Source organism: Halobacillus naozhouensis, assembly GCF_029714185.1.
GTDB classification, from domain to species: domain Bacteria; phylum Bacillota; class Bacilli; order Bacillales; family Halobacillaceae; genus Halobacillus_A; species Halobacillus_A naozhouensis.
In genome coordinates this window covers 174,868-195,958 of the sequence record NZ_CP121671.1, presented here as the reverse complement: position 1 = coordinate 195,958, position 21,091 = coordinate 174,868, and the positions used below count along the sequence as shown (strand labels likewise).

The window sequence follows — 21,091 nt, the reverse complement described above, 5'->3', positions numbered from 1 at the left end:
ATTATTTTAAACTTTCTCCAAAAAGTGACCCCATTAGGCCCACCGCCATATTTGCTGTTTTATTTTTCTCATCTAAGATAGGGTTTACTTCTACAAACTCTGCTGACGTGATCATTTTGGATTGAAATAGCATCTCCATCGCTAAATGACTCTCCCGATAGCTTAACCCTCCCATTACAGGTGTCCCGACACCCGGGGCTTCCTCAGGATCCAACCCATCTAAATCTAAACTCAAGTGAACTCCGTCCGTACGTTCTTTTAAGTATTCAATCGTTTCTTCTACTACTTCCGACATTCCCATACGATCCACTTCATGCATGGTGTACACTTTAATGCCTTTTTCTTTAATAAGAATTCTTTCTCCTTCATCCAAAGAGCGGGCCCCAATAATTACAATGTTTTCGGGTTTAATTTTCGGTTGATAATCAAGAATATTAGTCAGCTTTTCATGCCCAATTCCAAGGCTTACTGCTAATGGCATTCCGTGAATATTACCAGATGGAGAACTGTCTCCTGTATTTAAATCGCCGTGTGCATCATACCAGATGACCCCTAGATTATCGTAATGCTTAGCAATACCAGCTAATGAACCCATAGCAATACTATGATCGCCACCTAAAACAAGTGGAAAGTCCCCTTTGCCTACAACTTCATCTACCGTTTCGGCTAAACGGTGATTACCTTCTGCAACTTCATTTAAATTACGGAGATTATCCAGCTTATTATCGTCTTTTTGAGCAGGACGTTTGATATCAATATCTCCAAGATCTTCAATGGTATATTTTAAATTTTCCAGGCGCTCAACAATGCCTGCATAACGAATAGCACTTGGTCCCATATCAACACCTCGGCGCATTTGGCCTAAGTCCATAGGTACTCCAATAATAGATAGTTGTTTATTCATAAGCAGTGTCCTCCTTTGTTTCTTTAATTGTAGACGTTTTCATACCAGTGGTTCAACTGCACAACTTTCTGCATATATATACGTTATTTGCCCGCCATTAGCCTATCTAATGCATGAATAATATCTTCGGCAATCCACTTTATATCTAGTTGATCGTCTGATTGTTGCCAATGTCTTAGTGATTCCTCTCCAGCGCCAGTAGTTACAAGGATTCCTTCACAACCAGCACGTGTAGCTGCCAGCATATCTGTCAACCGGTCACCTATTACAAAACAATCCTCTGCTCGTAACCCATGCTCCTTACAGGCCCTTTCAATCATTCTCGTCCCCGGTTTTCGGCACTTGCATTTTGCTGCTGGCGTGTGGGGACAGACATAGACTCCATCAAATCCAAAGCTGTTTAATTCATTTCGGAAGTTTTCCATTGTTGCTTCCCCTTCAGCAATTCCAGGCTGGTTTGTAAAGGAGAATAACTTTGTACCGTTCTCCTGCACCTCACGAAACTTGGCTTGGACCCCCGGGTACAACTGAAATTCACCTGGATACTCAATTCTATCCGAACCACCCATAGTTCCATCACGATCAACAAAGATAGCTTTCACTAGTTTTCTCTCCTCTATGAAAGGAATTTTCAGATATGTCCTATCAAAAAAAGCTGATATCTATCATGATATCAGCTTGACCTTATATGTATTGGTGGAGCCTAGCGGGATCGAACCGCTGACCTCCTGCGTGCAAAGCAGGCGCTCTCCCAGCTGAGCTAAGGCCCCTATATTAATGAAAGACGGAATTGCCTATACAATATCCGTCTCTCGGGATGAGCCATGGAGGGCTCGAACCTCCGACCCTCTGATTAAAAGTCAGATGCTCTACCAACTGAGCTAATGGCTCGTAATTAAGAGTGTTTCTCGTACTTTTTTAGGTGATGCTCGTCGTGTTGCAAGTATAAACAGTGAAGCTGCACTCCTCGCAAGCCTGCAAGGAAGTAACACAAGCAGTTGGCTTGCTCTACCAACTGAGCTAATGGCTCGTAATTAAGAGTGTTTCTCGTGCGTTTGTAAGTAATGCTTGTTCACTAATGAATCGGTAACAGGACGTTTATGTATTTACTGCAAATAAAAAAGGCCTTGTTTCCCTATTGAGATAAAATGGCTGGGCCAGCTGGATTCGAACCAGCGCATGACGGTACCAAAAACCGTTGCCTTACCGCTTGGCTATGGCCCAACATTACAAAAATTAGTATGTACTGTTTAACACATCTTATACGTTAAAAGTTAAAAAAGTAAATGGTGGAGGGAGCAGGACTCGAACCTGCGAACCCGATGGGAGCGGATTTACAGTCCGCCGCGTTTGGCCAACTTCGCTATCCCTCCATTGTTATACAAGTGTTAATGGTGCCGGCCAGAGGACTTGAACCCCCAACCTACTGATTACAAATCAGTTGCTCTGCCAGTTGAGCTAGGCCGGCGATGAATGGTGGAGGATGCAGGGCTCGAACCTGCGACCCCTTGCTTGTAAGGCAAGTGCTCTCCCAGCTGAGCTAATCCTCCAAGGTTCATAAAAGTGAAAATCAGTGGTGACCCGTACGGGATTCGAACCCGTGTTACCGCCGTGAAAGGGCGGTGTCTTAACCACTTGACCAACGGGCCATTACATACTTCTTCAGAGCTTCCAGCCGGACTTGAACCGGCGACCCCTTCCTTACCATGGAAGTGCTCTACCACTGAGCTATGGAAGCAAGTGGCTCCACCGGTAGGATTCGAACCTACGACCGATCGGTTAACAGCCGATTGCTCTACCACTGAGCTACGGTGGAATAAATATAAAGATATGACGTGGCCGCGTCCTACTCTCACGGGGATCAACCCGACTACCATCGGCGCTGAAGAGCTTAACTGCTGTGTTCGGCATGGGAACAGGTGTGACCTCTTCGCTGTCGCCACCACATCATTCTGTTAGGAAGGGTGAACCTTCAAAACTGGATAAGAGGGGCAAGACAAACATCATGTTTACGTTTCATAATCTAGCTTTGACTCCCATAAAGGTCGTCTCCGCTTTTTGATATAGTTAAGTCATCGATTGATTAGTATCCGTCAGCTCCACGTGTCACCACGCTTCCACCTCGGACCTATCGACCTCATCGTCTCTGAGGAATCTTACTTACTTGGCGTAAGGGGAAATCTCATCTCAAGGGGGGCTTCATGCTTAGATGCTTTCAGCACTTATCCCGTCCACACGTAGCTACCCAGCCATGCTCCTGGCGGAACAACTGGTACACCAGCGGTGTGTCCATCCCGGTCCTCTCGTACTAAGGACAGCTCCTTTCAGATTTCCAACGCCCACGACGGATAGGGACCGAACTGTCTCACGACGTTCTGAACCCAGCTCGCGTACCGCTTTAATGGGCGAACAGCCCAACCCTTGGGACCGACTACAGCCCCAGGATGCGATGAGCCGACATCGAGGTGCCAAACCTCCCCGTCGATGTGGACTCTTGGGGGAGATAAGCCTGTTATCCCCGGGGTAGCTTTTATCCGTTGAGCGACGGCCCTTCCATACGGTACCGCCGGATCACTAAGCCCGACTTTCGTCCCTGCTCGACTTGTAAGTCTCGCAGTCAAGCTCCCTTGTGCCTTTACACTCTGCGAATGATTTCCAACCATTCTGAGGGAACCTTTGGGCGCCTCCGTTACTCTTTAGGAGGCGACCGCCCCAGTCAAACTGCCCACCTGACACTGTCTCCGAACCGGATCACGGTCCTGGGTTAGAATGTCCGTACAGCCAGGGTGGTATCCCACCAGCGCCTCCACCGAAGCTAGCGCTCCGGTTTCTCAGGCTCCCACCTATCCTGTACAAGCTGTACCAACATTCAATATCAGGCTACAGTAAAGCTCCACGGGGTCTTTCCGTCCTGTCGCGGGTAATGCGCATCTTCACGCATAGTATAATTTCACCGGGTCTCTCGTTGAGACAGTGCCCAAGTCGTTGCACCTTTCGTGCGGGTCGGAACTTACCCGACAAGGAATTTCGCTACCTTAGGACCGTTATAGTTACGGCCGCCGTTTACTGGGGCTTCGGTTCAACGCTTCGCGCCAAAAGCGCTAACGCATCCCCTTAACCTTCCAGCACCGGGCAGGTGTCAGCCCCTATACTTCGCCTTACGGCTTCGCAGAGACCTGTGTTTTTGGTAAACAGTCGCTTGGGCCTTTTCACTGCGGCTCCTCGGCAGAGGAGCACCCCTTCTCCCGAAGTTACGGGGTCATTTTGCCGAGTTCCTTAACGAGAGTTCTCCCGCTCACCTTAGGATTCTCTCCTCGCCTACCTGTGTTGGTTTGCGGTACGGGCGCCTCTTTCCTCACTAGAGGATTTTCTTGGCAGTGTGAAATCAGGAGCTTCGGTACTTTAGTTCCCTCCCCATCACAGCTTGACGTTGCCGAGTGGATTTACCTGCCTCGACCGTCTTACTGCTTGGACGCACACATCCAATGGTGCGCTCTCCTTATCCTCCTGCGTCCCCCCGTCGTTCAAACGGAAAGGAGGCGGTACAGGAATATCAACCTGTTGTCCATCGCCTACGCCTTTCGGCCTCGGCTTAGGTCCCGACTAACCCTGAGAGGACGAGCCTTCCTCAGGAAACCTTGGGCTTTCGGTGAAAGAGATTCTCACTCTTTTTTCGCTACTCATACCGGCATTCTCACTTCTAAGCGCTCCACCAGTCCTTACGGTCTGACTTCGCAGCCCTTAGAACGCTCTCCTACCACTGATCCGTTCGGATCAATCCGCAGCTTCGGTGGTGTGTTTAGCCCCGGTACATTTTCGGCGCAGAGTCACTCGACCAGTGAGCTATTACGCACTCTTTCAATGATGGCTGCTTCTAAGCCAACATCCTGGTTGTCTAAGCAACTCCACATCCTTTTCCACTTAACACACACTTAGGGACCTTAGCTGGCGGTCTGGGCTGTTTCCCTCTCGACCATGAACCTTATCACCCATGGTCTGACTCCCAGAACAAAGTCGTTGGCATTCGGAGTTTGACTGAATTCGGTAACCCGGTAGGGGCCCCTCGTCCAATCAGTGCTCTACCTCCAAGACTTTCTATTCTGAGGCTAGCCCTAAAGCTATTTCGGAGAGAACCAGCTATCTCCGTGTTCGATTGGCATTTCACCCCTACCCACACCTCATCCCCGCAATTTTCAACTTGCGTGGGTTCGGGCCTCCAGTCAGTGTTACCTGACCTTCACCCTGGACATGGGTAGATCACACGGTTTCGGGTCTACGACCGCATACTCACGCGCCCTGTTCAGACTCGCTTTCGCTGCGGCTCCGCTTCTGATGCTTAACCTTGCATACAGTCGTAACTCGCCGGTTCATTCTACAAAAGGCACGCCGTCACCCATCAATGGGCTCCGACTACTTGTAGGCACACGGTTTCAGGTTCTCTTTCACTCCCCTTCCGGGGTGCTTTTCACCTTTCCCTCACGGTACTGGTTCACTATCGGTCACTAGGGAGTATTTAGCCTTGGGAGATGGTCCTCCCGGATTCCGACGGAATTCCTCGTGTTCCGCCGTACTCAGGATCCACTCCGGAGAAAAGAAGATGTCGATTACAGGGCTCTTACCCGCTCTGGCTGATCGTTCCAGATCGATTCATCTATCTTCTTTTTTGGTAACTCCAATGGAGTGTCCTACAACCCCAGAAAGCAAGCTTTCTGGTTTGGGCTGATTCCGTTTCGCTCGCCGCTACTCGGGAAATCGCGTTTGCTTTCTCTTCCTCCGGGTACTGAGATGTTTCAGTTCCCCGGGTCTGCCTTCGTTTACCTATGAATTCAGTAAACGATCCTACTCCATTACGAGCAGGGGGTTTCCCCATTCGGAAATCTTCGGTGCACAGCCTACTTACGGCTTCCCAAAGCATATCGGTGTTAGTCCCGTCCTTCATCGGCTCCTAGTACCAAGGCATCCACCGTGCGCCCTTATTCACTTAACTATCTGTGAAAAGACGTTTAAAAATTGATGTTTGATGTCTTGTCATCCCGTGTTGATCTTGCGATCAAACACGTTCTGAAATATCTTATCCAGTTTTCAAGGTTCATCCCCCATTCAAAGGGTTGCTTTTAAAACACAATAGTATCGTTGTGTTTTAGGAAATTTTATATGGTGGAGCCTAGCGGGATCGAACCGCTGACCTCCTGCGTGCAAAGCAGGCGCTCTCCCAGCTGAGCTAAGGCCCCATTGAATGGTGGGCCTGAGTGGACTCGAACCACCGACCTCACGCTTATCAGGCGTGCGCTCTAACCAGCTGAGCTACAGGCCCATTCATTTGGGATCATCATTATACTTTTTGATCTCTCAAAACTGAACAACCAACCAGTGCGTCTTCCGTATGGATCAGCATCCATCAACCCGAAGGTTGTGTCCGCCTTCCATAGTTCCTTAGAAAGGAGGTGATCCAGCCGCACCTTCCGATACGGCTACCTTGTTACGACTTCACCCCAATCATTGGCCCCACCTTCGGCGGCTGGCTCACATAATGTGTTACCTCACCGACTTCGGGTGTTGCCAACTCTCGTGGTGTGACGGGCGGTGTGTACAAGGCCCGGGAACGTATTCACCGCGGCATGCTGATCCGCGATTACTAGCGATTCCGGCTTCATGCAGGCGAGTTGCAGCCTGCAATCCGAACTGAGAATGGTTTTATGGGATTTGCTACACCTTGCGGCTTCGCTGCCCTTTGTACCATCCATTGTAGCACGTGTGTAGCCCAGGTCATAAGGGGCATGATGATTTGACGTCATCCCCGCCTTCCTCCGGTTTGTCACCGGCAGTCACCTTAGAGTGCCCAACTGAATGCTGGCAACTAAGATTAGGGGTTGCGCTCGTTGCGGGACTTAACCCAACATCTCACGACACGAGCTGACGACAACCATGCACCACCTGTCACTTGGTCCCCGAAGGGAAAACCCTATCTCTAGGGTGGTCCAAGGATGTCAAGACCTGGTAAGGTTCTTCGCGTTGCTTCGAATTAAACCACATGCTCCACCGCTTGTGCGGGCCCCCGTCAATTCCTTTGAGTTTCAGCCTTGCGGCCGTACTCCCCAGGCGGAGTGCTTAATGCGTTAACTTCAGCACTAAGGGGTGGAAGCCCCCTAACACCTAGCACTCATCGTTTACGGCGTGGACTACCAGGGTATCTAATCCTGTTTGCTACCCACGCTTTCGCACCTCAGCGTCAGAAACAGACCAGAGAGTCGCCTTCGCCACTGGTGTTCCTCCACATATCTACGCATTTCACCGCTACACGTGGAATTCCACTCTCCTCTTCTGTCCTCAAGTTCCCCAGTTTCCAATGACCCTCCACGGTTGAGCCGTGGGCTTTCACATCAGACTTAAGAAACCGCCTGCGCGCGCTTTACGCCCAATAATTCCGGACAACGCTTGCCCCCTACGTATTACCGCGGCTGCTGGCACGTAGTTAGCCGGGGCTTCCTCGTTAGGTACCGTCAAGGTACCGCTCTATTCGCACGGTACTTGTTCTTCCCTAACAACAGAACTTTACGATCCGAAGACCTTCATCGTTCACGCGGCGTTGCTCCGTCAGACTTTCGTCCATTGCGGAAGATTCCCTACTGCTGCCTCCCGTAGGAGTCTGGGCCGTGTCTCAGTCCCAGTGTGGCCGATCACCCTCTCAGGTCGGCTACGCATCGTCGCCTTGGTGAGCTATTACCTCACCAACTAGCTAATGCGCCGCGGGCCCATCTGTAAGTGATAGCCAAAGGCCATCTTTTACTTCTCCCTCATGCGAGGGAAAAGATTACCCGGCATTAGCCCCGGTTTCCCGGAGTTATTCCGATCTTACAGGCAGGTTGCCCACGTGTTACTCACCCGTCCGCCGCTCATTCCACAGGCATCACCCCCGAAGGGGATCTGCCTGCTTCCTGCGCTCGACTTGCATGTATTAGGCACGCCGCCAGCGTTCGTCCTGAGCCAGGATCAAACTCTCCATAAAAGTTAAGTTTGCTTGTGCACGGATGCACTGCCTCCAACGTTGCAACAGGACGTTGCGAACCTAGTTGAAGATCCTTTGACTCTTTGCACACCGAATGTGCTTGTTTGTATTCCCTCTATATAATAGAAAGAATGTGTTGACGTACTGGTTGGTTCGTTCAGTTTTCAAAGATCAAATGTTTATGCTGTCGTTTTGGCGACAAGAATTATTGTATCTCGTCTGTGTAATAAAGTCAACAACTTTTTTTAATGAAGTTGTTGGTTTCTGAAAGGCCGTCATTGTTTCCGTTCGTCCTTTCCCGACAACGATTAATAATATAGCATAGAATGAAATGATAGCGCAATAACTTTTTAAGAATTTCTCTTATTTCTTTTACCTTTTTTATAAACGACCCAAACATAAAGAGAATTGATTATGTAAAAAACTCGATAGGTAAGCTCCGAGTTGTTTGGAAGATGATTATGACAGAGCTCGTTTTTTTAACTAAGGTAACGTCAACTCCCTCGTGTCAGCGATGACCCAATCAGCCGCGCGTAATGAAGTCGGATCACCTACTCCAACTGCGTACATGTTGGCTGCTTTAATAGCTTCCACCCCCGATTGCGCGTCTTCTACGCCTACACAATTATTAGGATCTACACCTAGTTGTTCAGCTGCAGTCAGGAAAATCTCTGGATCCGGCTTGCCTTTTGTGATCCTGGAAACATCGACAATGGCATCCAATTGTTCAATAATCTGTAATCACTCTACAACAAGCTTGGCATTTCGGCTGGCGGAAGCCGATGCTGTTTTTAATCCAGCCTGTTCTATCCCTTTCATAAAGTCGATGATTCCAGGCAATAAATCTTCAGGTGTAATATTTTTAATCATTTTCTGATAATGTTCGTTCTTCTTAATGGCCTGCTGTGTCTTTTCTTCCTCTTTAAGTTCCAGGCCGCCGTGCTCAAGAATCATATTTAAGGAGTCAATCCGGCTCATCCCTTTTAGCTTTTCATTAAATTCGCGGTCAAATGGTATGTTTAATTCTTCTGCCAAGGAACTCCAAGCCAAATAATGATGTTCAGCCGTATCTGTGATTACTCCATCCAGGTCAAAAATGACCGTGCTTATATGTTTCATCTATTCACACTCTCCCTTCTGTATTAGCGTGAATATAACATACAAAGTTAGTTCTGCTTTTTCTTCTTCGGCATGTATTGCAAGCATTCTTCCCGGCTTGCAAACCTTCTAAATAACTGAAACAACACAACATACCTTTCTTCCATGGCAGCCTTTATTTCAGAATCTATCCGATGATCTCCCAAATCGAACGTGATCTCCTCCATCTCCCTTTTTAACAAGTACTCTATTTCAAGCTGTTCATTATCGTTTATCATCAATCCGTACATTGTTCGTCCACCTCTTTCAAGTAACTCTTTTTATTTTTACCCTGTTTTTGTGATTTTTAGCATAGTTTGTCCATATTTTTCATAAGGATGGACTATATAGAGGTAAAAAGGAGCTGCTGTAGCGTGAGTTTTTATACGTGGAAAATAGAACGAATCAAACGTTATAGTGTCATTATTATACTTGCCTTATTTTGTGCATTCATGATGTGGATCGGCCAACGAAGTCAACTCCCTGTTTTTTCTAATGATGGCGAGGCTAAAGCTTTATCAAAGGGAAATGGTGACCAGCCATTTATCGCACTAACTTTTAATATTAGCTGGGGAAATGAAAAGGTTCATGATATTTTGGAAAAATTAAAAACCCACCAGGCGAAGGCTACATTTTTTCTAAGTGGAAACTGGGCAGAGCGGCATCCGGATATTGTAGAAGATATCCATGAAGGTAAACATGAAATTGCTATGATGGGGTATGAATATGAAAGCTATTCTAAGATGGAGCCTGAGCAAATAAGAAAAGATATCCAGAAGGCTAAAGAAGCTTTTGAAAAATTAGGGTTTGAGGATATCAATTATTTGCGCCCGCCACACGGTCACTTAAACCAGGAAGTATTATCAGCCATTGAAAAGGAAGGGCTCGAAACAGTCCAGTGGAGCCTAAACCCGCGTGATTGGGAAAATCCTGGTACAAACGCAATCATAAATCAAGTCATGGAAAATAGTTCAAAGGGAGATATTATATTACTTCATGCATCTGATTCAATTAAGCAAACGGCCAAAGCGCTGGAAGTAATCATTCCTGGACTTAAACAAAAAGATCTTGAATTTGTTACGATTACGGAATTAGTAAACGGTGGGCAGGCAAAAAATAAAGAGGAATGAAAAATAAGCGGCTCACAGAGGCCGCTTACTTTTATGTAGATTTCGCGGTTAACCTGTGAAGCAGTAACAGCTGGTAAGCATTACAGGCGAACAGAGGAATAATCATTAACCATACGTAATCGCTTCCCTCCGCACGTAATGCAGGAACCCATTCAACTGTTGTGACGACAACCATAAAGAATAACGCTGGGGTGAACGCCTTTTCATTCGTTTCTTTGGCTTTTACCCAAGCGACAATTAACGAAAACAACAGGATAGTGAGGGCTGTCCATAAAAAGGGCCAAACCGACGCTTCTTCTGCCGCGCGATAGCGGAAATAGATGAGGTCAAATAGCGTAAAGGCCACCAAGAAGGCTTGAATCGTCGGCCAAAAGCTTCGAAAAACCCCTAGTCCAAATTGGTTAACCGTTAAGTATGCAAAAAAGCCCATTTGGCTGATGACACTAAAAATAAGCCCAAACCCAAGGAAAAATAACAGCACTCCTAACAGTTCACTTAATTGAAGTGGCTGCAGCACCCTGAGGTAGGAGTCTGGTTTTACAACAAAACTGGTGAATAACGTCAATACTGCACCGACTAATAGTGTAGTTAGAAACATCCTCACCCATTTTCTACTGGTCACTTTACGTCCTCCTAAATTACATTAAATTACCCTTTCGTATTTTATCATGAAGCGTGCAATTTTTCCTCAAGTCCGCATATTTTTTTGTCGAAATGCAAATAGTAAAGCAAGGAGAACAAAAGGAAAGGGGACATAATTTATGTCCATATTACGCTTGATATGTCCCGTTTTACTCGTTGTTTTCTTAGCCGCCTGCGGCGGTACTTCGGGAGCCAGCGGGGAAGCGGATTACGAAACCACTAAAAAAATGATGGTGGATATATTAAAAACAGACGATGGTAAAAAAGCGATGACAGAGGTGCTAACCGATGAGCAGATGCAACAGGCCATGGCTTTGGACTCTGAAGTCGTCAAACAAGCTGTAATTGAAACCCTGCTTTCAGAAAAAGGTAAGAAATTCTGGGGTAAGCTTTTTACAGATCCAAAATTTGTCCAGGAATTCAGCAAAGTGATTGAAGAAGAGCAAAAGACATTGATGAAGGGGTTAATGAAGGACCCTGAGTATCAGAAATCACTTATAGAGCTTTATCAAAACCCAGAAATGATGGAACAGATGCTCGAAGTTATGAAAGGGCAGAAATTTAGGGCCCACTTAGAGAAAACGATTCAGGAAACCTTAAATAGCCCTGTGTTTCAAGCTAAAATGACGGAAACTTTGCTTCAGGCTGCAGAGAAAATGAAAACCGGTGAACAAAGTGGCGGGCAGAAGAAACAGGGTGGACAAGGGCAATCACAATCCGGGTCCGGACAAGGTGCTTAACTATCAATGAAGCACGCAGCTTAAAACAACTAGCTGCGTGCTTTTTATTAATATTTATCGACTATTTTAGCTGCCATATTTCTGTAAGTGACACCGATCGGATGATCTGACTGATATACAGAAGGTGCAAATACGTCCTCATCTTCGTAAGGCTGTTGCAGTGGAACATGACCGAGAATATCAGTCTTCAGCTCTTCTGCTAATTTTGCACCGCCGCCACGGCCAAAGACGAACTCTTTATTACCGGTTTCTTTACTTTCGAAATAAGCCATATTTTCAACAACGCCTAGAATCTCATGCTCTGTTTTAATCGCCATTTGCCCGGCACGAGCCGCTACGAATGCAGCTGTAGGATGTGGCGTTGTAACGATGATTTCTTTTGAGGATGGAAGCATAGCATGTACGTCCAGCGCCATATCTCCAGTTCCTGGAGGAAGGTCAAGCAAGAGATAATCCAGATCTCCCCACTCCACCTCTTTGAAAAAGCTTGTCAGCATTTTCCCAAGCATTGGGCCACGCCAAATAATGGGTGAGTTGTCTTCAACAAAGAAGCCCATGGATACAATTTTCACACCAAACCGTTCAACAGGGATAATCTTTTCTCCACGAACAACCGGGCGTTCTTCTACTCCCATCATATCCGGTACACTAAACCCATAAATATCAGCATCAATAATACCGACCTTTTTCCCTAGACGCGAAAGAGCGATGGCAAGGTTAACGGTTACGGTCGATTTCCCTACGCCACCTTTCCCGCTTGCGATCGAAATGAATTTCGTGCCTGTTTTCCCATCAAGCAATGAAGCTTCCTGAGCTTCTTCAGCAGCCGGCTGGAATTTCTCAATTACTTCGTCAGGCAGCTGATCAAAGCGAAGTCCAACAGTAGCCGCTCCACCACTTTTAAGGGAATTGACGATCTTTTGCTGCAGTTCCATTTGTTCCGCTGTGTTAGTTTTAGCAATTAAAACCTTGACACTGACATGATTCTTCTCTTCCTTAATCTTTATTTCCTCAACTCCACCCGTCTCTTCTAACGTTTTATGTAAAAACGGATCTTCGACGGAATGGAGAATATTCAGTACTTCCTCTTGTGTAAGCAAAAAATGTCACCTTCCTTAGAAATGTTTCATCAGTGCAAGTATAACATACATGAACCGCTTTCTAAGCAATATGCTTACTCTTCAGAGTCATCGGGGTATTCCAGTTCTGTGACATAACGTAAAATTCCTCTATATATAGATTCAGCCATTTTTCTTTGATACTCATTACTCTCAAGTAAAGTCCGTTCATCAGGATTCGATAAAAAACCCGCCTCCACTAATGCCCCGGGCGCTTCTGTATGTTTGAGAATATAAATGTTATTCAGCCCCATCGCTTCTCTTGTCGTATTATCAAGACTGGTTCGGATTTCAGACTGAATAAACTTTGCGAGGCTTTTACTCTTTTCATTCTTTGAATTGTAAAAGGTTTGAGCTCCCCGCCACTTATGGGAGGGAATGGCATTCAAGTGTAAGCTTAGGAAAAAGTCCGCCTCTTGATCTTCAATAAAATCAACTCGATTTCTAATATCTTCTGCTTTACGCCGTGATAAACTGCCTGCTTCGTCAGATGATAGATCGTTCCCATCCTCACGCGTTAAATAAACAATGGCTCCAGATTGCTGCAAATAATCCCGTAAATCTTCAGAGATTTGCAACGTAATTTCTTTTTCCTCGGTTCCATTTTCCCCAACTGCACCGCCATCTGGTCCTCCATGACCTGGATCTAATACAATCACTTTGCCCGTAAGCGGCGAAGACCATGTCTGCCAGGCATCTTTCACCTCTTGCACAGGATAGGAAATCAAACAAACAACCCCGACTACTACAAGTAACCATCCAGCTGTTTTCATACGCCGTATCATATCTCCCCACTCCCCTTACATCACCTATCTAAACTATATGGGACAAGACATTCAGTTATGTATAAAATGCAAACCCGCTATTCCTTTAACTAGAATTCATGTAACTATTTTCCTACTGCTTTTCTATTAGTTTTCACACTATTCAAACCATTAATGCGACTTATGTGGTATAGACAACTATATTGTCATTAACTTATGATGAAAACAAGCAATGAAAGCCTTTTCAATATGGGTGTACAAGTTTTGAAAGGAGGCACATATGAAAAAGGAAACATCGATGTTGACTATTTTAGTTATGTTATCTGTTTCATTTATGTTCCCGGCAAATTCTGAAAGGAGTGTGATTGCGAGCGAAAAAAACAAACCTACGATTGAAAAGCAAGAAATGAAACGGAATCAGGAACGGGCTCATCCTGCTTTTTCCTGGGGGAATTCAGGACCATCTTCCCCTATCTTACATCCTGGATCCATTAAAGGAGCAGGCATGAGGGTAACCCCATTACGAGAAATTGATTCTGTCATGGAATCAATGATTGCAGATGGAGTGATGCCCGGCGCAGTGACGTTTGTAGCCCGCCGTGGGCATATCGTTCAGCGTGAAGCATACGGAAAAGCAGTTTTGTACAAAGATGATCAAGGCAACAAGGTGGACGAGCCTGTTGCTATGCAGAAAGATACGATTTTTGATATCGCCTCTCTTAGCAAAATTTTCACAACAACAGCAGCTATGAAGCTTTATGAGCAAGGTTTTTTCGAATTAGATGACCCGGTAGCCAAATATATTCCGGAATTTGCTCAAAACGGTAAAGAAAATGTAACGATTAAACAGCTGATGACCCATACATCGGGATTTAAAGCCTGGATACCTCTGTATACGATTGGGGATAGTAAAGAAGAGCGGCTGCAATATGTTTATCAGTATCCATTAGCTAACCCACCAGGAACTACATACACCTACAGTGATCTCAACATGATTACCTTAGCTTCTATTATTGAACGCATTTCAGGTCAGAGCCTGGATACTTTCGTCAAAGAAAACCTCACGGAACCTCTCAACATGACGGATACCATGTATAACCCTCCCGAACAATTAAAACAACGAATTGCAGCAACTGAATATCAGCCTTGGACAGGCCGCGGTCTCGTCTGGGGAGAAGTACATGATGAGAATGCCTGGTCACTAGGAGGCGTGGCAGGTCACGCTGGTGTTTTTTCTACGGCAAAGGACCTAGCCAAGTTAGGACACATGTTTTTAAACGAGGGACGATATGGCAACAAGCAAATCCTCGAACCGGAAACTGTGGAGTTACTGATAAAAAATCAAATTCCAGAGTTCCCGGGTAATGAGCACGGACTAGGCTGGGAACTTGCCCAAGGCTGGTACATGGACGCTTTATCTGAAGCCTCATCGATCGGACACACCGGTTACACAGGGACATCTATAGTTCTCAACCCTAACAATGAAACGATAGCCATTTTACTAACAAACCGGGTTCACCCTACCCGGGAGACTGTATCGACTAACCCGGCACGTCGGCAATTTGCCAGAAAAGTAGCTGATGCGATTCCTGTCCATATGCCATCGAAAGAAGATGCTTGGTTCTCAGGATATGGTGACCAGCTAAACCGAACATTAACAGCCAGGGTCTCTGTTAACGAAACTGCTACCCTAACCTTTGATTCCTGGTATCGGATCGAACAAGGATATGATTTCGGCATGGTTGAAGTGTCCCGCGACGGAGTAAACTGGTCGCAGACTAACGAGCTTTATACAGGGACAAGCGTCTCCTGGCAGTCTAAAAAGGTGACCATCCCTGAAGGTACACAATTTGTCCGCTTTCGCTACGAGACAGACGGAAGTACGAACGGAAGAGGATGGTATGTGACAAACCTAAAGCTTACAAGTGGGAATAACGAGGCGTCACTTGTAAATATTACAAATAGCCAATGGGAGAAACGAAGCTACTAATTCTAAAGGGAGTGGACGATGCGATGAAGCCAATACGTAATCCCGTTACCATGCTCATGATCATACTCGCCTTACTGGTACCGCTTATGCCGAACACCGTTGCTGCAGAGGATCATTCAGCAGTAAAAGATCTTATACTCCTAGAAAATGTCCCGCAGGTTGAAGACCAAATTACCGATAATAAAATAAGTCTCACGGCCCTGCACATCTATGAAGATGGTCATTTTGAAAAGGTAACAAAAGACCTTACCTGGTCCACCACGAATAAAAATGTAGCTGTAGTTGAGGATGGTGAGGTCACTCTTTCTGGGCACAATGGCCGCACATTCATTACCGTTTCTGACGGCGTTTATAAAGACCGAATTGCTATTGACCATAAACCGGTTAAGCCGACACTAAAGCAAAAACCTTCTTTTGAAGGAAAGGTCGTTAAGCAACAAGGTGAACGCTATGACATTATCGAGCAAGCCATTGAAAATATGACGATCAATGAAAAGATTGGCCAAATGCTCATGCCTGATTTCAGAAAATGGGAAGGAGAAAATGTTACGGAAATGCTCCCTGAGATTGAACAAATCGTAAAAGAGTACCATCTCGGCGGGGTCATACTTTTCCGTGAAAATGTTGTAACGACTGAACAAACAGCTAAGCTTGTTGCAGATTATCAAGCAGCGGCTGAAAAATACGGCCTACTCATGGCCATTGATCAGGAAGGCGGCATTGTAACTCGCTTACAATCCGGGACAGACATGCCTGGTAATATGGCACTCGGAGCAACGAGATCAAGCGAACTTTCCTATGATGTTGGGCAGGCCATTGGGGAAGAATTAAGTGCCTTAGGGATTAACATGAACCTTGCACCCGTATTAGATGTTAACAACAATCCCGATAATCCTGTTATTGGTGTTCGTTCTTTCGGCGAATCACCTGAGCTGGTCGCTGACCTCGGTGTTGCTTACACTGAAGGGCTTCAGAGTACAGGAGTAGCTGCAACTGCTAAGCACTTCCCGGGTCACGGTGACACGGCAGTTGATTCTCACCTCGGCCTTCCTGAAGTTCCTTACGATAAAGAACGACTAATGAAAGTTGAGTTATACCCATTCCAACAAGCAATGGACGCTGGAATTGATGCCATTATGACAGCACATGTTACGTTTCCGAAAATCGATGATACCAAGGTGATTTCTAAAAAGGATGGCACAAAAATTTCCTTGCCTGCCACGCTTTCTCCTAAAGTACTCACTGGTTTAATGCGAGAGGACATGGGATATGATGGGGTCATCATTACTGACGCCCTAAACATGAATGCTATTACAGAACACTTTGGTTCCGTAGACGCTGTCATTCGGGCAGTCAAAGCAGGTACTGACATTGTGCTCATGCCTGTTGGCCTTGAACAGGTCGTCAAAGGATTGCTTGAAGCAGTAGAATCTGGAGAAATCAGTGTAGATCGTATCGAAGAGTCTGTAGAAAGAATCCTGACCCTTAAACTGAATCGCGGGGTGATTAAATCTGAGACCGCAACAAATATGGACGAGGTTTTAGCAAATGCCCGGCAAGTTGTGGGATCCGATGCACACAAACAAGTTGAAAAAGAAGCCGCTGAACAATCCATTACTCTCGTGAAAAATGATGGTAGCTTACCACTTAACTCTGCATCCGATGACAAAATAGTCGTCATTGGAAACACATATATTAACAGCCTGTATCAATCTGTTCTCAGCCACCATGGGAACACCGAATTGATTGATGCTTCTGGGCCGTTAAGTATGGAACAACTCAATCAATTAGAAAGCGCAGATACGATCATAGCAGGCACTTACACTTATAACGTCAGTGGTCGCTCAGAAAACAGTTCACAGATGCAGTTAGTGAATCAACTTGTTGAGGAGCTGGATGTAACTGTAATTGGTGTTGGAATTCGTAATCCATACGACATCATGGGCTACCCTGAAATCGATGGATATTTAGCTCAATACGGATTCAGGGAAGCAAGCTTTGAAGCAACGGCTGCCACCCTATTTGGCAAAAATAACCCGTCTGGATTGCTACCCGTAACCATTCCTGGGGAGAATGGTGAGCCTCTTTATGAGTACGGTCACGGATTATCCTATTAGTTAGGGAGAAACCGAGGGGTGAATGATTTCCCCCTCGGTCAAAATAAAATGGGGAGTGGATGAAATGCAAAGAAAACCTGCCATCATATTGCTCGTGTTCATTTTAGTCCTATCAACCTTTACCGTTGTTTTTGCAGATAAAGGGGACAACAACGGAAAGCAAAAAGGTAAATATAAAAACTTCAAACTAGGTGTAGAAGTTTTGCTAGAAGAAGAAAAAGAACTGATAGAAGGTAAACGTGTTGGCTTGATTACTAACCCAACTGGCGTTGACCAGGAGTTAAATAGCATAGTAGATCTTCTGCACAATGATCCAGACGTTAATTTAACAGCCTTATATGGACCAGAACACGGAGTCCGCGGCAGTGCCCAGGCTGGAGAATATGTGGAGTATTATATTGATGAAAACACAGGATTACCAGTGTATAGTCTGTATGGTGAAACAAGAAAGCCTACCCCTGAGATGCTGGAGAACATTGACGTTCTTCTATTTGATATTCAAGATGTAGGTACAAGATTTTACACGTACATTTATACAATGGCTTACGCTATGGAAGCTGCCCAAGAAAATAATATTCCATTTATTGTCCTAGATCGTCCGAACCCGCTGAGTGGCGAGGTCGTAGCAGGTCCGGTTTTAAATCCGGAATACAAATCATTTATCGGCAACTACCCTATCCCGCTTCGTCATGGCATGACGGTAGGAGAACTTGCTAAATTATTTAACGAGGAGTTTGATATCGGAGCAGATTTGACGGTTGTCGAAATGAACAAGTGGAAACGCAGCATGTACTATGATGAAACACCGCTGCAATTCATTGCCCCATCGCCTAATATGCCGACACTAGATACGGCACTCGTTTATCCTGGCGCTGCCCTGATTGAAGGAACAAATGTCTCTGAAGGGCGTGGCACGACCAAGCCGTTCGAGTTGATTGGGGCGCCGTTTATTAACAGCACAGAGCTTGCGGCTGCCTTAAACGAAAAAAACCTCCCTGGTGTAATGTTCCGTGCCGCCTCTTTCACACCACAGTTTTCTAAGCATAGTGGTACGTTGAGCCACGGCATCGAAATCCATGTAACGGATAAAGATGCTTTTAAACCAGTTATTGCGGGATTACACATCGTTAAGACAATACACGACCTCTATCCTGAAGACTTTGAATTCCGAGCAGAGAACAGTGCAGGCGTTTCCTTCTTCGATAACTTAATCGGAAACGGCTGGGTTCGTGAAGCCATCGAAAGTGGTCAGTCTGTTGAGGAAATGCAAGAGAGATGGCAAGAGGATTTAAATGAGTTTAAGAAAGTAAGGGAAGAATACCTGCTCTATAAATAACAGAGAAGGACAACCAGTTGAGTCTGGTTGTCCTTTTTCTAATGGTATAAACTTCCACTTTAATCCAAATGATGGAAGACATGAGGTGGAAGTTTTTGTATAATTATTCACTTCTAAACTGTCAGCTTAATCAAATTTCCAGAAGGGTCTTTCGTAACAAAAGAGCCGTCTTCGTTTTTAACTTCATACCCCAGGCGCTGCACTTGTTCAATTACTTCTTGTCTAGCTTCTTCACTTGAAAATACGAGAGAAAATACTTTCAAGCCTGCACTTTGTTCTGACGACGCCGGAGCACCAACTCCAGCCCATGTGTTTAAGCCTATATGGTGATGGTAGTTCCCCGTAGACATAAACAGTGCCTGCTTGCCAAATCGGCATACTACATCAAAGCCAAGTCCTTTATTATAAAATTCTTCTGTTTTCTGTAATTCCGATACATGTAAATGAATATGACCCATGACTGTCCCTTCCGGCATTCCTCCCCAGCTCTCACCCTCAAGCTCGGCAAGAATATCTTCAGCATCTAATGGATCTACCGTCATAATCACTTCATTGTTTTGCCAGTTCCATGTGGAAGATTCACGGTCCGTATAAATTTCAATACCATTTCCATCGGGGTCGTTCAAGTAAAGAGCTTCACTCACAAGATGGTCGGATGCTCCCAGCTGTTGGTTCTGCTCAGCAAAGTGCTTTAATATTTTCGCTAATTCTAACCGATTAGGCAGTAGTATCGCAAAATGATACAGGCCAGATCTATTAGCTTCCTTCGGTCCTGCTGGCTGAGGTTGTTCGATTGTCAGTAGTGGCCTTTTACCATTAGCTGTTAATGATGCTCTTCTTTCAGATTGTTCTAGAATTTGAAATCCGAGTACTTCCTTATAAAACTTAATAGATGCTTCTAAATTTTGTACTTTTAATTCGACATGTCCGACAAATGTATTGGGTTCTTGAAAAAATTGTACTTCCACCTTTCTTACCTCCTGTGTGAATAAAAAATCTAACTTTGCTTTTTGGAAAAAATCACATTATCTAGTGCCCAAATGTTTCGATTCGACAATGCAATAAAAACGGAAATCACTAGTAAAGCTAAGTCCAGTTCGTATCCCCCTAGAAAGCCTGCTGCAAACTTCGCCTGCATAATAGCTCCTACCATAATAAGTGCAAATAAAACAGATATCACTTTTGTTGCGATACCCACGATTACCGCCAGACCTCCGATTAACTCGATGGCCGCTATCACATAGGCAGCAAATCCCGGGATCCCTAAGCTTTCAAAGAACCTAGCGGTATTGCCAATCCCACCTTGAAATTTAGCCAACCCATGAATAAAGAACGTTAAGCCTAAAAATAATCTTAGAATTATGGCGCCTATTTCCCCTCTTGCTATCATTTGTATTACATCCTTTTCTATAATTTAGTTACTTTATGTAAGTAAGTGTATATTAGTAATTTAATTGTGTCAAGAAGTATATAGCTGGACGATTTATTTCTGTTAGAAAAAACTTAAAGGGGAATCATCTATGAAAAAGGCTGTCACAGCAATCCTAAAATCGGAAGGCGCATTTAAAATAAAGCGATAGATCGGAGTGGAGTTATGAGGTATTAGGTATCTATGGAAATACTTCAAAAATAACGAATTAAAATGTGAGCATTGTAAAGGGGAATATCAATGAACTGTCATGAGAGGATCTCAAACCTTACCTTGAAGGGCAAAAACATGGCTTAATCAAATAGGTAAAACAAGTTTATATAACAAAAGCCCCTTATCCGACATAGGATAAGGGGCTTTTAGAAAAGTAATATTAACGCTTAGAGAACTGTGGAGCACGACGTGCACCTTTAAGACCGTATTTCTTACGCTCTTTCATACGTGCATCACGAGTTAGTAGTCCTGCGCGTTTAAGTGGTGTACGGTATTCTGGATCTGCTTGAAGCAGCGCACGGGCGATTCCGTGACGGATTGCACCAGCTTGACCAGTGAAACCTCCACCATCAACATTTACATAAACATCATAGTTACCTTCAGTCTCTGTAACAGCAAGAGGCTGTTTCAGAATCATACGAAGTGTTTCATATGGGAAAAAGTCTTCAGCATCACGTTTGTTTACTACTACACGACCAGTTCCTGGAACAAGGCGAACACGAGCTGTCGACTTTTTACGACGTCCAGTACCGGAGTATTGTACTTGTGCCACTATCGATTACCT

General features: G+C 45.2%; 14 protein-coding genes, 11 tRNA genes, 3 rRNA genes and 1 pseudogene. 5 read left to right on the top strand and 24 right to left on the bottom strand.

Features of this window, described 5'->3' with window-relative positions:
* Position 1: 1 nt before the first annotated feature.
* The 18 genes and pseudogenes from rocF to P9989_RS01095 form a co-directional block, all read right to left on the bottom strand.
* A complete protein-coding gene (gene rocF, locus P9989_RS01180) occupies positions 2 to 904 on the bottom strand; it encodes an arginase (protein WP_283077019.1) in 903 nt (300 codons plus the stop codon).
* Positions 905 to 987: 83 nt separating this feature from the next.
* On the bottom strand, positions 988 to 1,506 hold the full coding sequence (locus tag P9989_RS01175; RefSeq protein ID WP_283077018.1) for an HAD-IIIA family hydrolase: 519 nt from the start codon (positions 1,504 to 1,506) through the stop codon (positions 988 to 990).
* Between the two features lie 92 nt (positions 1,507 to 1,598).
* Positions 1,599 to 1,674: transfer RNA gene (locus tag P9989_RS01170), tRNA-Ala, on the bottom strand.
* A gap of 48 nt (positions 1,675 to 1,722) precedes the next feature.
* Positions 1,723 to 1,795, bottom strand: a tRNA-Lys gene (locus P9989_RS01165).
* 258 nt (positions 1,796 to 2,053) lie between these two features.
* Positions 2,054 to 2,128 (bottom strand) — tRNA-Gln (locus P9989_RS01160).
* 63 nt (positions 2,129 to 2,191) lie between these two features.
* Positions 2,192 to 2,277, bottom strand: a tRNA-Tyr gene (locus P9989_RS01155).
* Positions 2,278 to 2,296: 19 nt separating this feature from the next.
* Positions 2,297 to 2,372, bottom strand: a tRNA-Thr gene (locus P9989_RS01150).
* A gap of 6 nt (positions 2,373 to 2,378) precedes the next feature.
* Positions 2,379 to 2,454, bottom strand: a tRNA-Val gene (locus P9989_RS01145).
* A gap of 24 nt (positions 2,455 to 2,478) precedes the next feature.
* Positions 2,479 to 2,553: transfer RNA gene (locus P9989_RS01140), tRNA-Glu, on the bottom strand.
* Between the two features lie 17 nt (positions 2,554 to 2,570).
* Positions 2,571 to 2,642 (bottom strand) — tRNA-Thr (locus tag P9989_RS01135).
* A 3-nt stretch (positions 2,643 to 2,645) separates the two neighbouring features.
* Positions 2,646 to 2,720 (bottom strand) — tRNA-Asn (locus P9989_RS01130).
* A gap of 17 nt (positions 2,721 to 2,737) precedes the next feature.
* Positions 2,738 to 2,851 (bottom strand): 5S ribosomal RNA (gene rrf, locus P9989_RS01125).
* A gap of 116 nt (positions 2,852 to 2,967) precedes the next feature.
* Positions 2,968 to 5,891, bottom strand: a 23S ribosomal RNA gene (locus tag P9989_RS01120).
* Between the two features lie 168 nt (positions 5,892 to 6,059).
* Positions 6,060 to 6,135: transfer RNA gene (locus P9989_RS01115), tRNA-Ala, on the bottom strand.
* A 6-nt stretch (positions 6,136 to 6,141) separates the two neighbouring features.
* Positions 6,142 to 6,218: transfer RNA gene (locus P9989_RS01110), tRNA-Ile, on the bottom strand.
* Positions 6,219 to 6,341: 123 nt separating this feature from the next.
* Positions 6,342 to 7,910: ribosomal RNA gene (locus P9989_RS01105) — 16S ribosomal RNA — on the bottom strand.
* Together the 16S, 23S and 5S rRNA genes with 11 tRNA genes alongside form the textbook arrangement of a ribosomal RNA operon.
* Positions 7,911 to 8,393: 483 nt before the next feature.
* Positions 8,394 to 9,029 (bottom strand): annotated as a pseudogene (gene pgmB, locus P9989_RS01100) (beta-phosphoglucomutase).
* A gap of 47 nt (positions 9,030 to 9,076) precedes the next feature.
* The gene (locus P9989_RS01095) at positions 9,077 to 9,298 is read right to left on the bottom strand and encodes a hypothetical protein (protein ID WP_283077017.1); all 222 of its coding nucleotides are present in this window, start codon (positions 9,296 to 9,298) and stop codon (positions 9,077 to 9,079) included.
* A 123-nt stretch (positions 9,299 to 9,421) separates the two neighbouring features.
* On the opposite strand from P9989_RS01095, the gene pdaB reads away from it, so the two are divergent.
* Positions 9,422 to 10,177, top strand: a complete 756-nt coding sequence (pdaB, locus tag P9989_RS01090; RefSeq protein ID WP_283077016.1) for a polysaccharide deacetylase family sporulation protein PdaB — start codon at positions 9,422 to 9,424, stop codon at positions 10,175 to 10,177.
* A gap of 31 nt (positions 10,178 to 10,208) precedes the next feature.
* Here the strand turns inward: pdaB and P9989_RS01085 are convergent, their stop codons facing one another.
* Positions 10,209 to 10,799 carry a KinB-signaling pathway activation protein gene (locus P9989_RS01085; protein WP_283077015.1) on the bottom strand — a complete coding sequence of 197 codons (591 nt, stop codon included), beginning with the start codon at positions 10,797 to 10,799 and terminating at the stop codon, positions 10,209 to 10,211.
* A gap of 139 nt (positions 10,800 to 10,938) precedes the next feature.
* Here P9989_RS01085 and gerD point away from each other — a divergent pair, with 139 nt between their 5' ends.
* Complete coding sequence (gene gerD, locus P9989_RS01080) at positions 10,939 to 11,559, top strand: spore germination lipoprotein GerD (RefSeq protein ID WP_283077014.1); 621 nt, start codon at positions 10,939 to 10,941, stop codon at positions 11,557 to 11,559.
* Positions 11,560 to 11,606: 47 nt separating this feature from the next.
* On the opposite strand, the gene P9989_RS01075 is transcribed toward gerD, so the two are convergent.
* Both P9989_RS01075 and cwlD read right to left on the bottom strand, forming a co-directional pair.
* The gene (locus tag P9989_RS01075; RefSeq protein WP_283077013.1) at positions 11,607 to 12,659 is read right to left on the bottom strand and encodes an Mrp/NBP35 family ATP-binding protein; all 1,053 of its coding nucleotides are present in this window, start codon (positions 12,657 to 12,659) and stop codon (positions 11,607 to 11,609) included.
* A 74-nt stretch (positions 12,660 to 12,733) separates the two neighbouring features.
* The gene (gene cwlD / locus P9989_RS01070; protein WP_283077012.1) at positions 12,734 to 13,462 is read right to left on the bottom strand and encodes an N-acetylmuramoyl-L-alanine amidase CwlD; all 729 of its coding nucleotides are present in this window, start codon (positions 13,460 to 13,462) and stop codon (positions 12,734 to 12,736) included.
* A 259-nt stretch (positions 13,463 to 13,721) separates the two neighbouring features.
* Here cwlD and P9989_RS01065 point away from each other — a divergent pair, with 259 nt between their 5' ends.
* The 3 genes from P9989_RS01065 to P9989_RS01055 all read left to right on the top strand — a co-directional run bounded on the left by P9989_RS01065 (position 13,722) and on the right by P9989_RS01055 (position 18,884).
* Positions 13,722 to 15,431, top strand: coding sequence for a serine hydrolase domain-containing protein (locus tag P9989_RS01065; protein ID WP_283077011.1), 1,710 nt, complete (start codon positions 13,722 to 13,724; stop codon positions 15,429 to 15,431).
* A 23-nt stretch (positions 15,432 to 15,454) separates the two neighbouring features.
* On the top strand, positions 15,455 to 17,548 hold the full coding sequence (locus P9989_RS01060; RefSeq protein ID WP_390306665.1) for a glycoside hydrolase family 3 protein: 2,094 nt from the start codon (positions 15,455 to 15,457) through the stop codon (positions 17,546 to 17,548).
* Between the two features lie 64 nt (positions 17,549 to 17,612).
* Positions 17,613 to 18,884 carry an exo-beta-N-acetylmuramidase NamZ family protein gene (locus P9989_RS01055; RefSeq protein ID WP_283077010.1) on the top strand — a complete coding sequence of 424 codons (1,272 nt, stop codon included), beginning with the start codon at positions 17,613 to 17,615 and terminating at the stop codon, positions 18,882 to 18,884.
* Between the two features lie 113 nt (positions 18,885 to 18,997).
* Here the strand turns inward: P9989_RS01055 and P9989_RS01050 are convergent, their stop codons facing one another.
* The 3 genes from P9989_RS01050 to rpsI form a co-directional block, all read right to left on the bottom strand.
* Positions 18,998 to 19,852 carry a VOC family protein gene (locus P9989_RS01050; protein ID WP_283077009.1) on the bottom strand — a complete coding sequence of 285 codons (855 nt, stop codon included), beginning with the start codon at positions 19,850 to 19,852 and terminating at the stop codon, positions 18,998 to 19,000.
* Between the two features lie 29 nt (positions 19,853 to 19,881).
* The gene (locus P9989_RS01045) at positions 19,882 to 20,274 is read right to left on the bottom strand and encodes a DoxX family protein (RefSeq protein ID WP_283077008.1); all 393 of its coding nucleotides are present in this window, start codon (positions 20,272 to 20,274) and stop codon (positions 19,882 to 19,884) included.
* A 412-nt stretch (positions 20,275 to 20,686) separates the two neighbouring features.
* Positions 20,687 to 21,079 (bottom strand): 30S ribosomal protein S9, encoded by a 393-nt coding sequence (gene rpsI / locus P9989_RS01040; protein ID WP_163528039.1) that lies wholly within the window; start codon positions 21,077 to 21,079, stop codon positions 20,687 to 20,689.
* Between the last annotated feature and the right edge of the window lie 12 nt (positions 21,080 to 21,091).

Coding starts and splice junctions, on each gene's coding strand:
- rocF (WP_283077019.1), bottom strand. CDS start 904: ATGAATAAACAACTATCTATTATTGGAGTACCTATGGACTTAGGCCAA.
- P9989_RS01095 (WP_283077017.1), bottom strand. CDS start 9,298: ATGTACGGATTGATGATAAACGATAATGAACAGCTTGAAATAGAGTAC.
- gerD (WP_283077014.1), top strand. CDS start 10,939: ATGTCCATATTACGCTTGATATGTCCCGTTTTACTCGTTGTTTTCTTA.
- cwlD (WP_283077012.1), bottom strand. CDS start 13,462: ATGATACGGCGTATGAAAACAGCTGGATGGTTACTTGTAGTAGTCGGG.
- P9989_RS01065 (WP_283077011.1), top strand. CDS start 13,722: ATGAAAAAGGAAACATCGATGTTGACTATTTTAGTTATGTTATCTGTT.
- P9989_RS01060 (WP_390306665.1), top strand. CDS start 15,455: ATGAAGCCAATACGTAATCCCGTTACCATGCTCATGATCATACTCGCC.
- P9989_RS01055 (WP_283077010.1), top strand. CDS start 17,613: ATGCAAAGAAAACCTGCCATCATATTGCTCGTGTTCATTTTAGTCCTA.
- P9989_RS01045 (WP_283077008.1), bottom strand. CDS start 20,274: ATGATAGCAAGAGGGGAAATAGGCGCCATAATTCTAAGATTATTTTTA.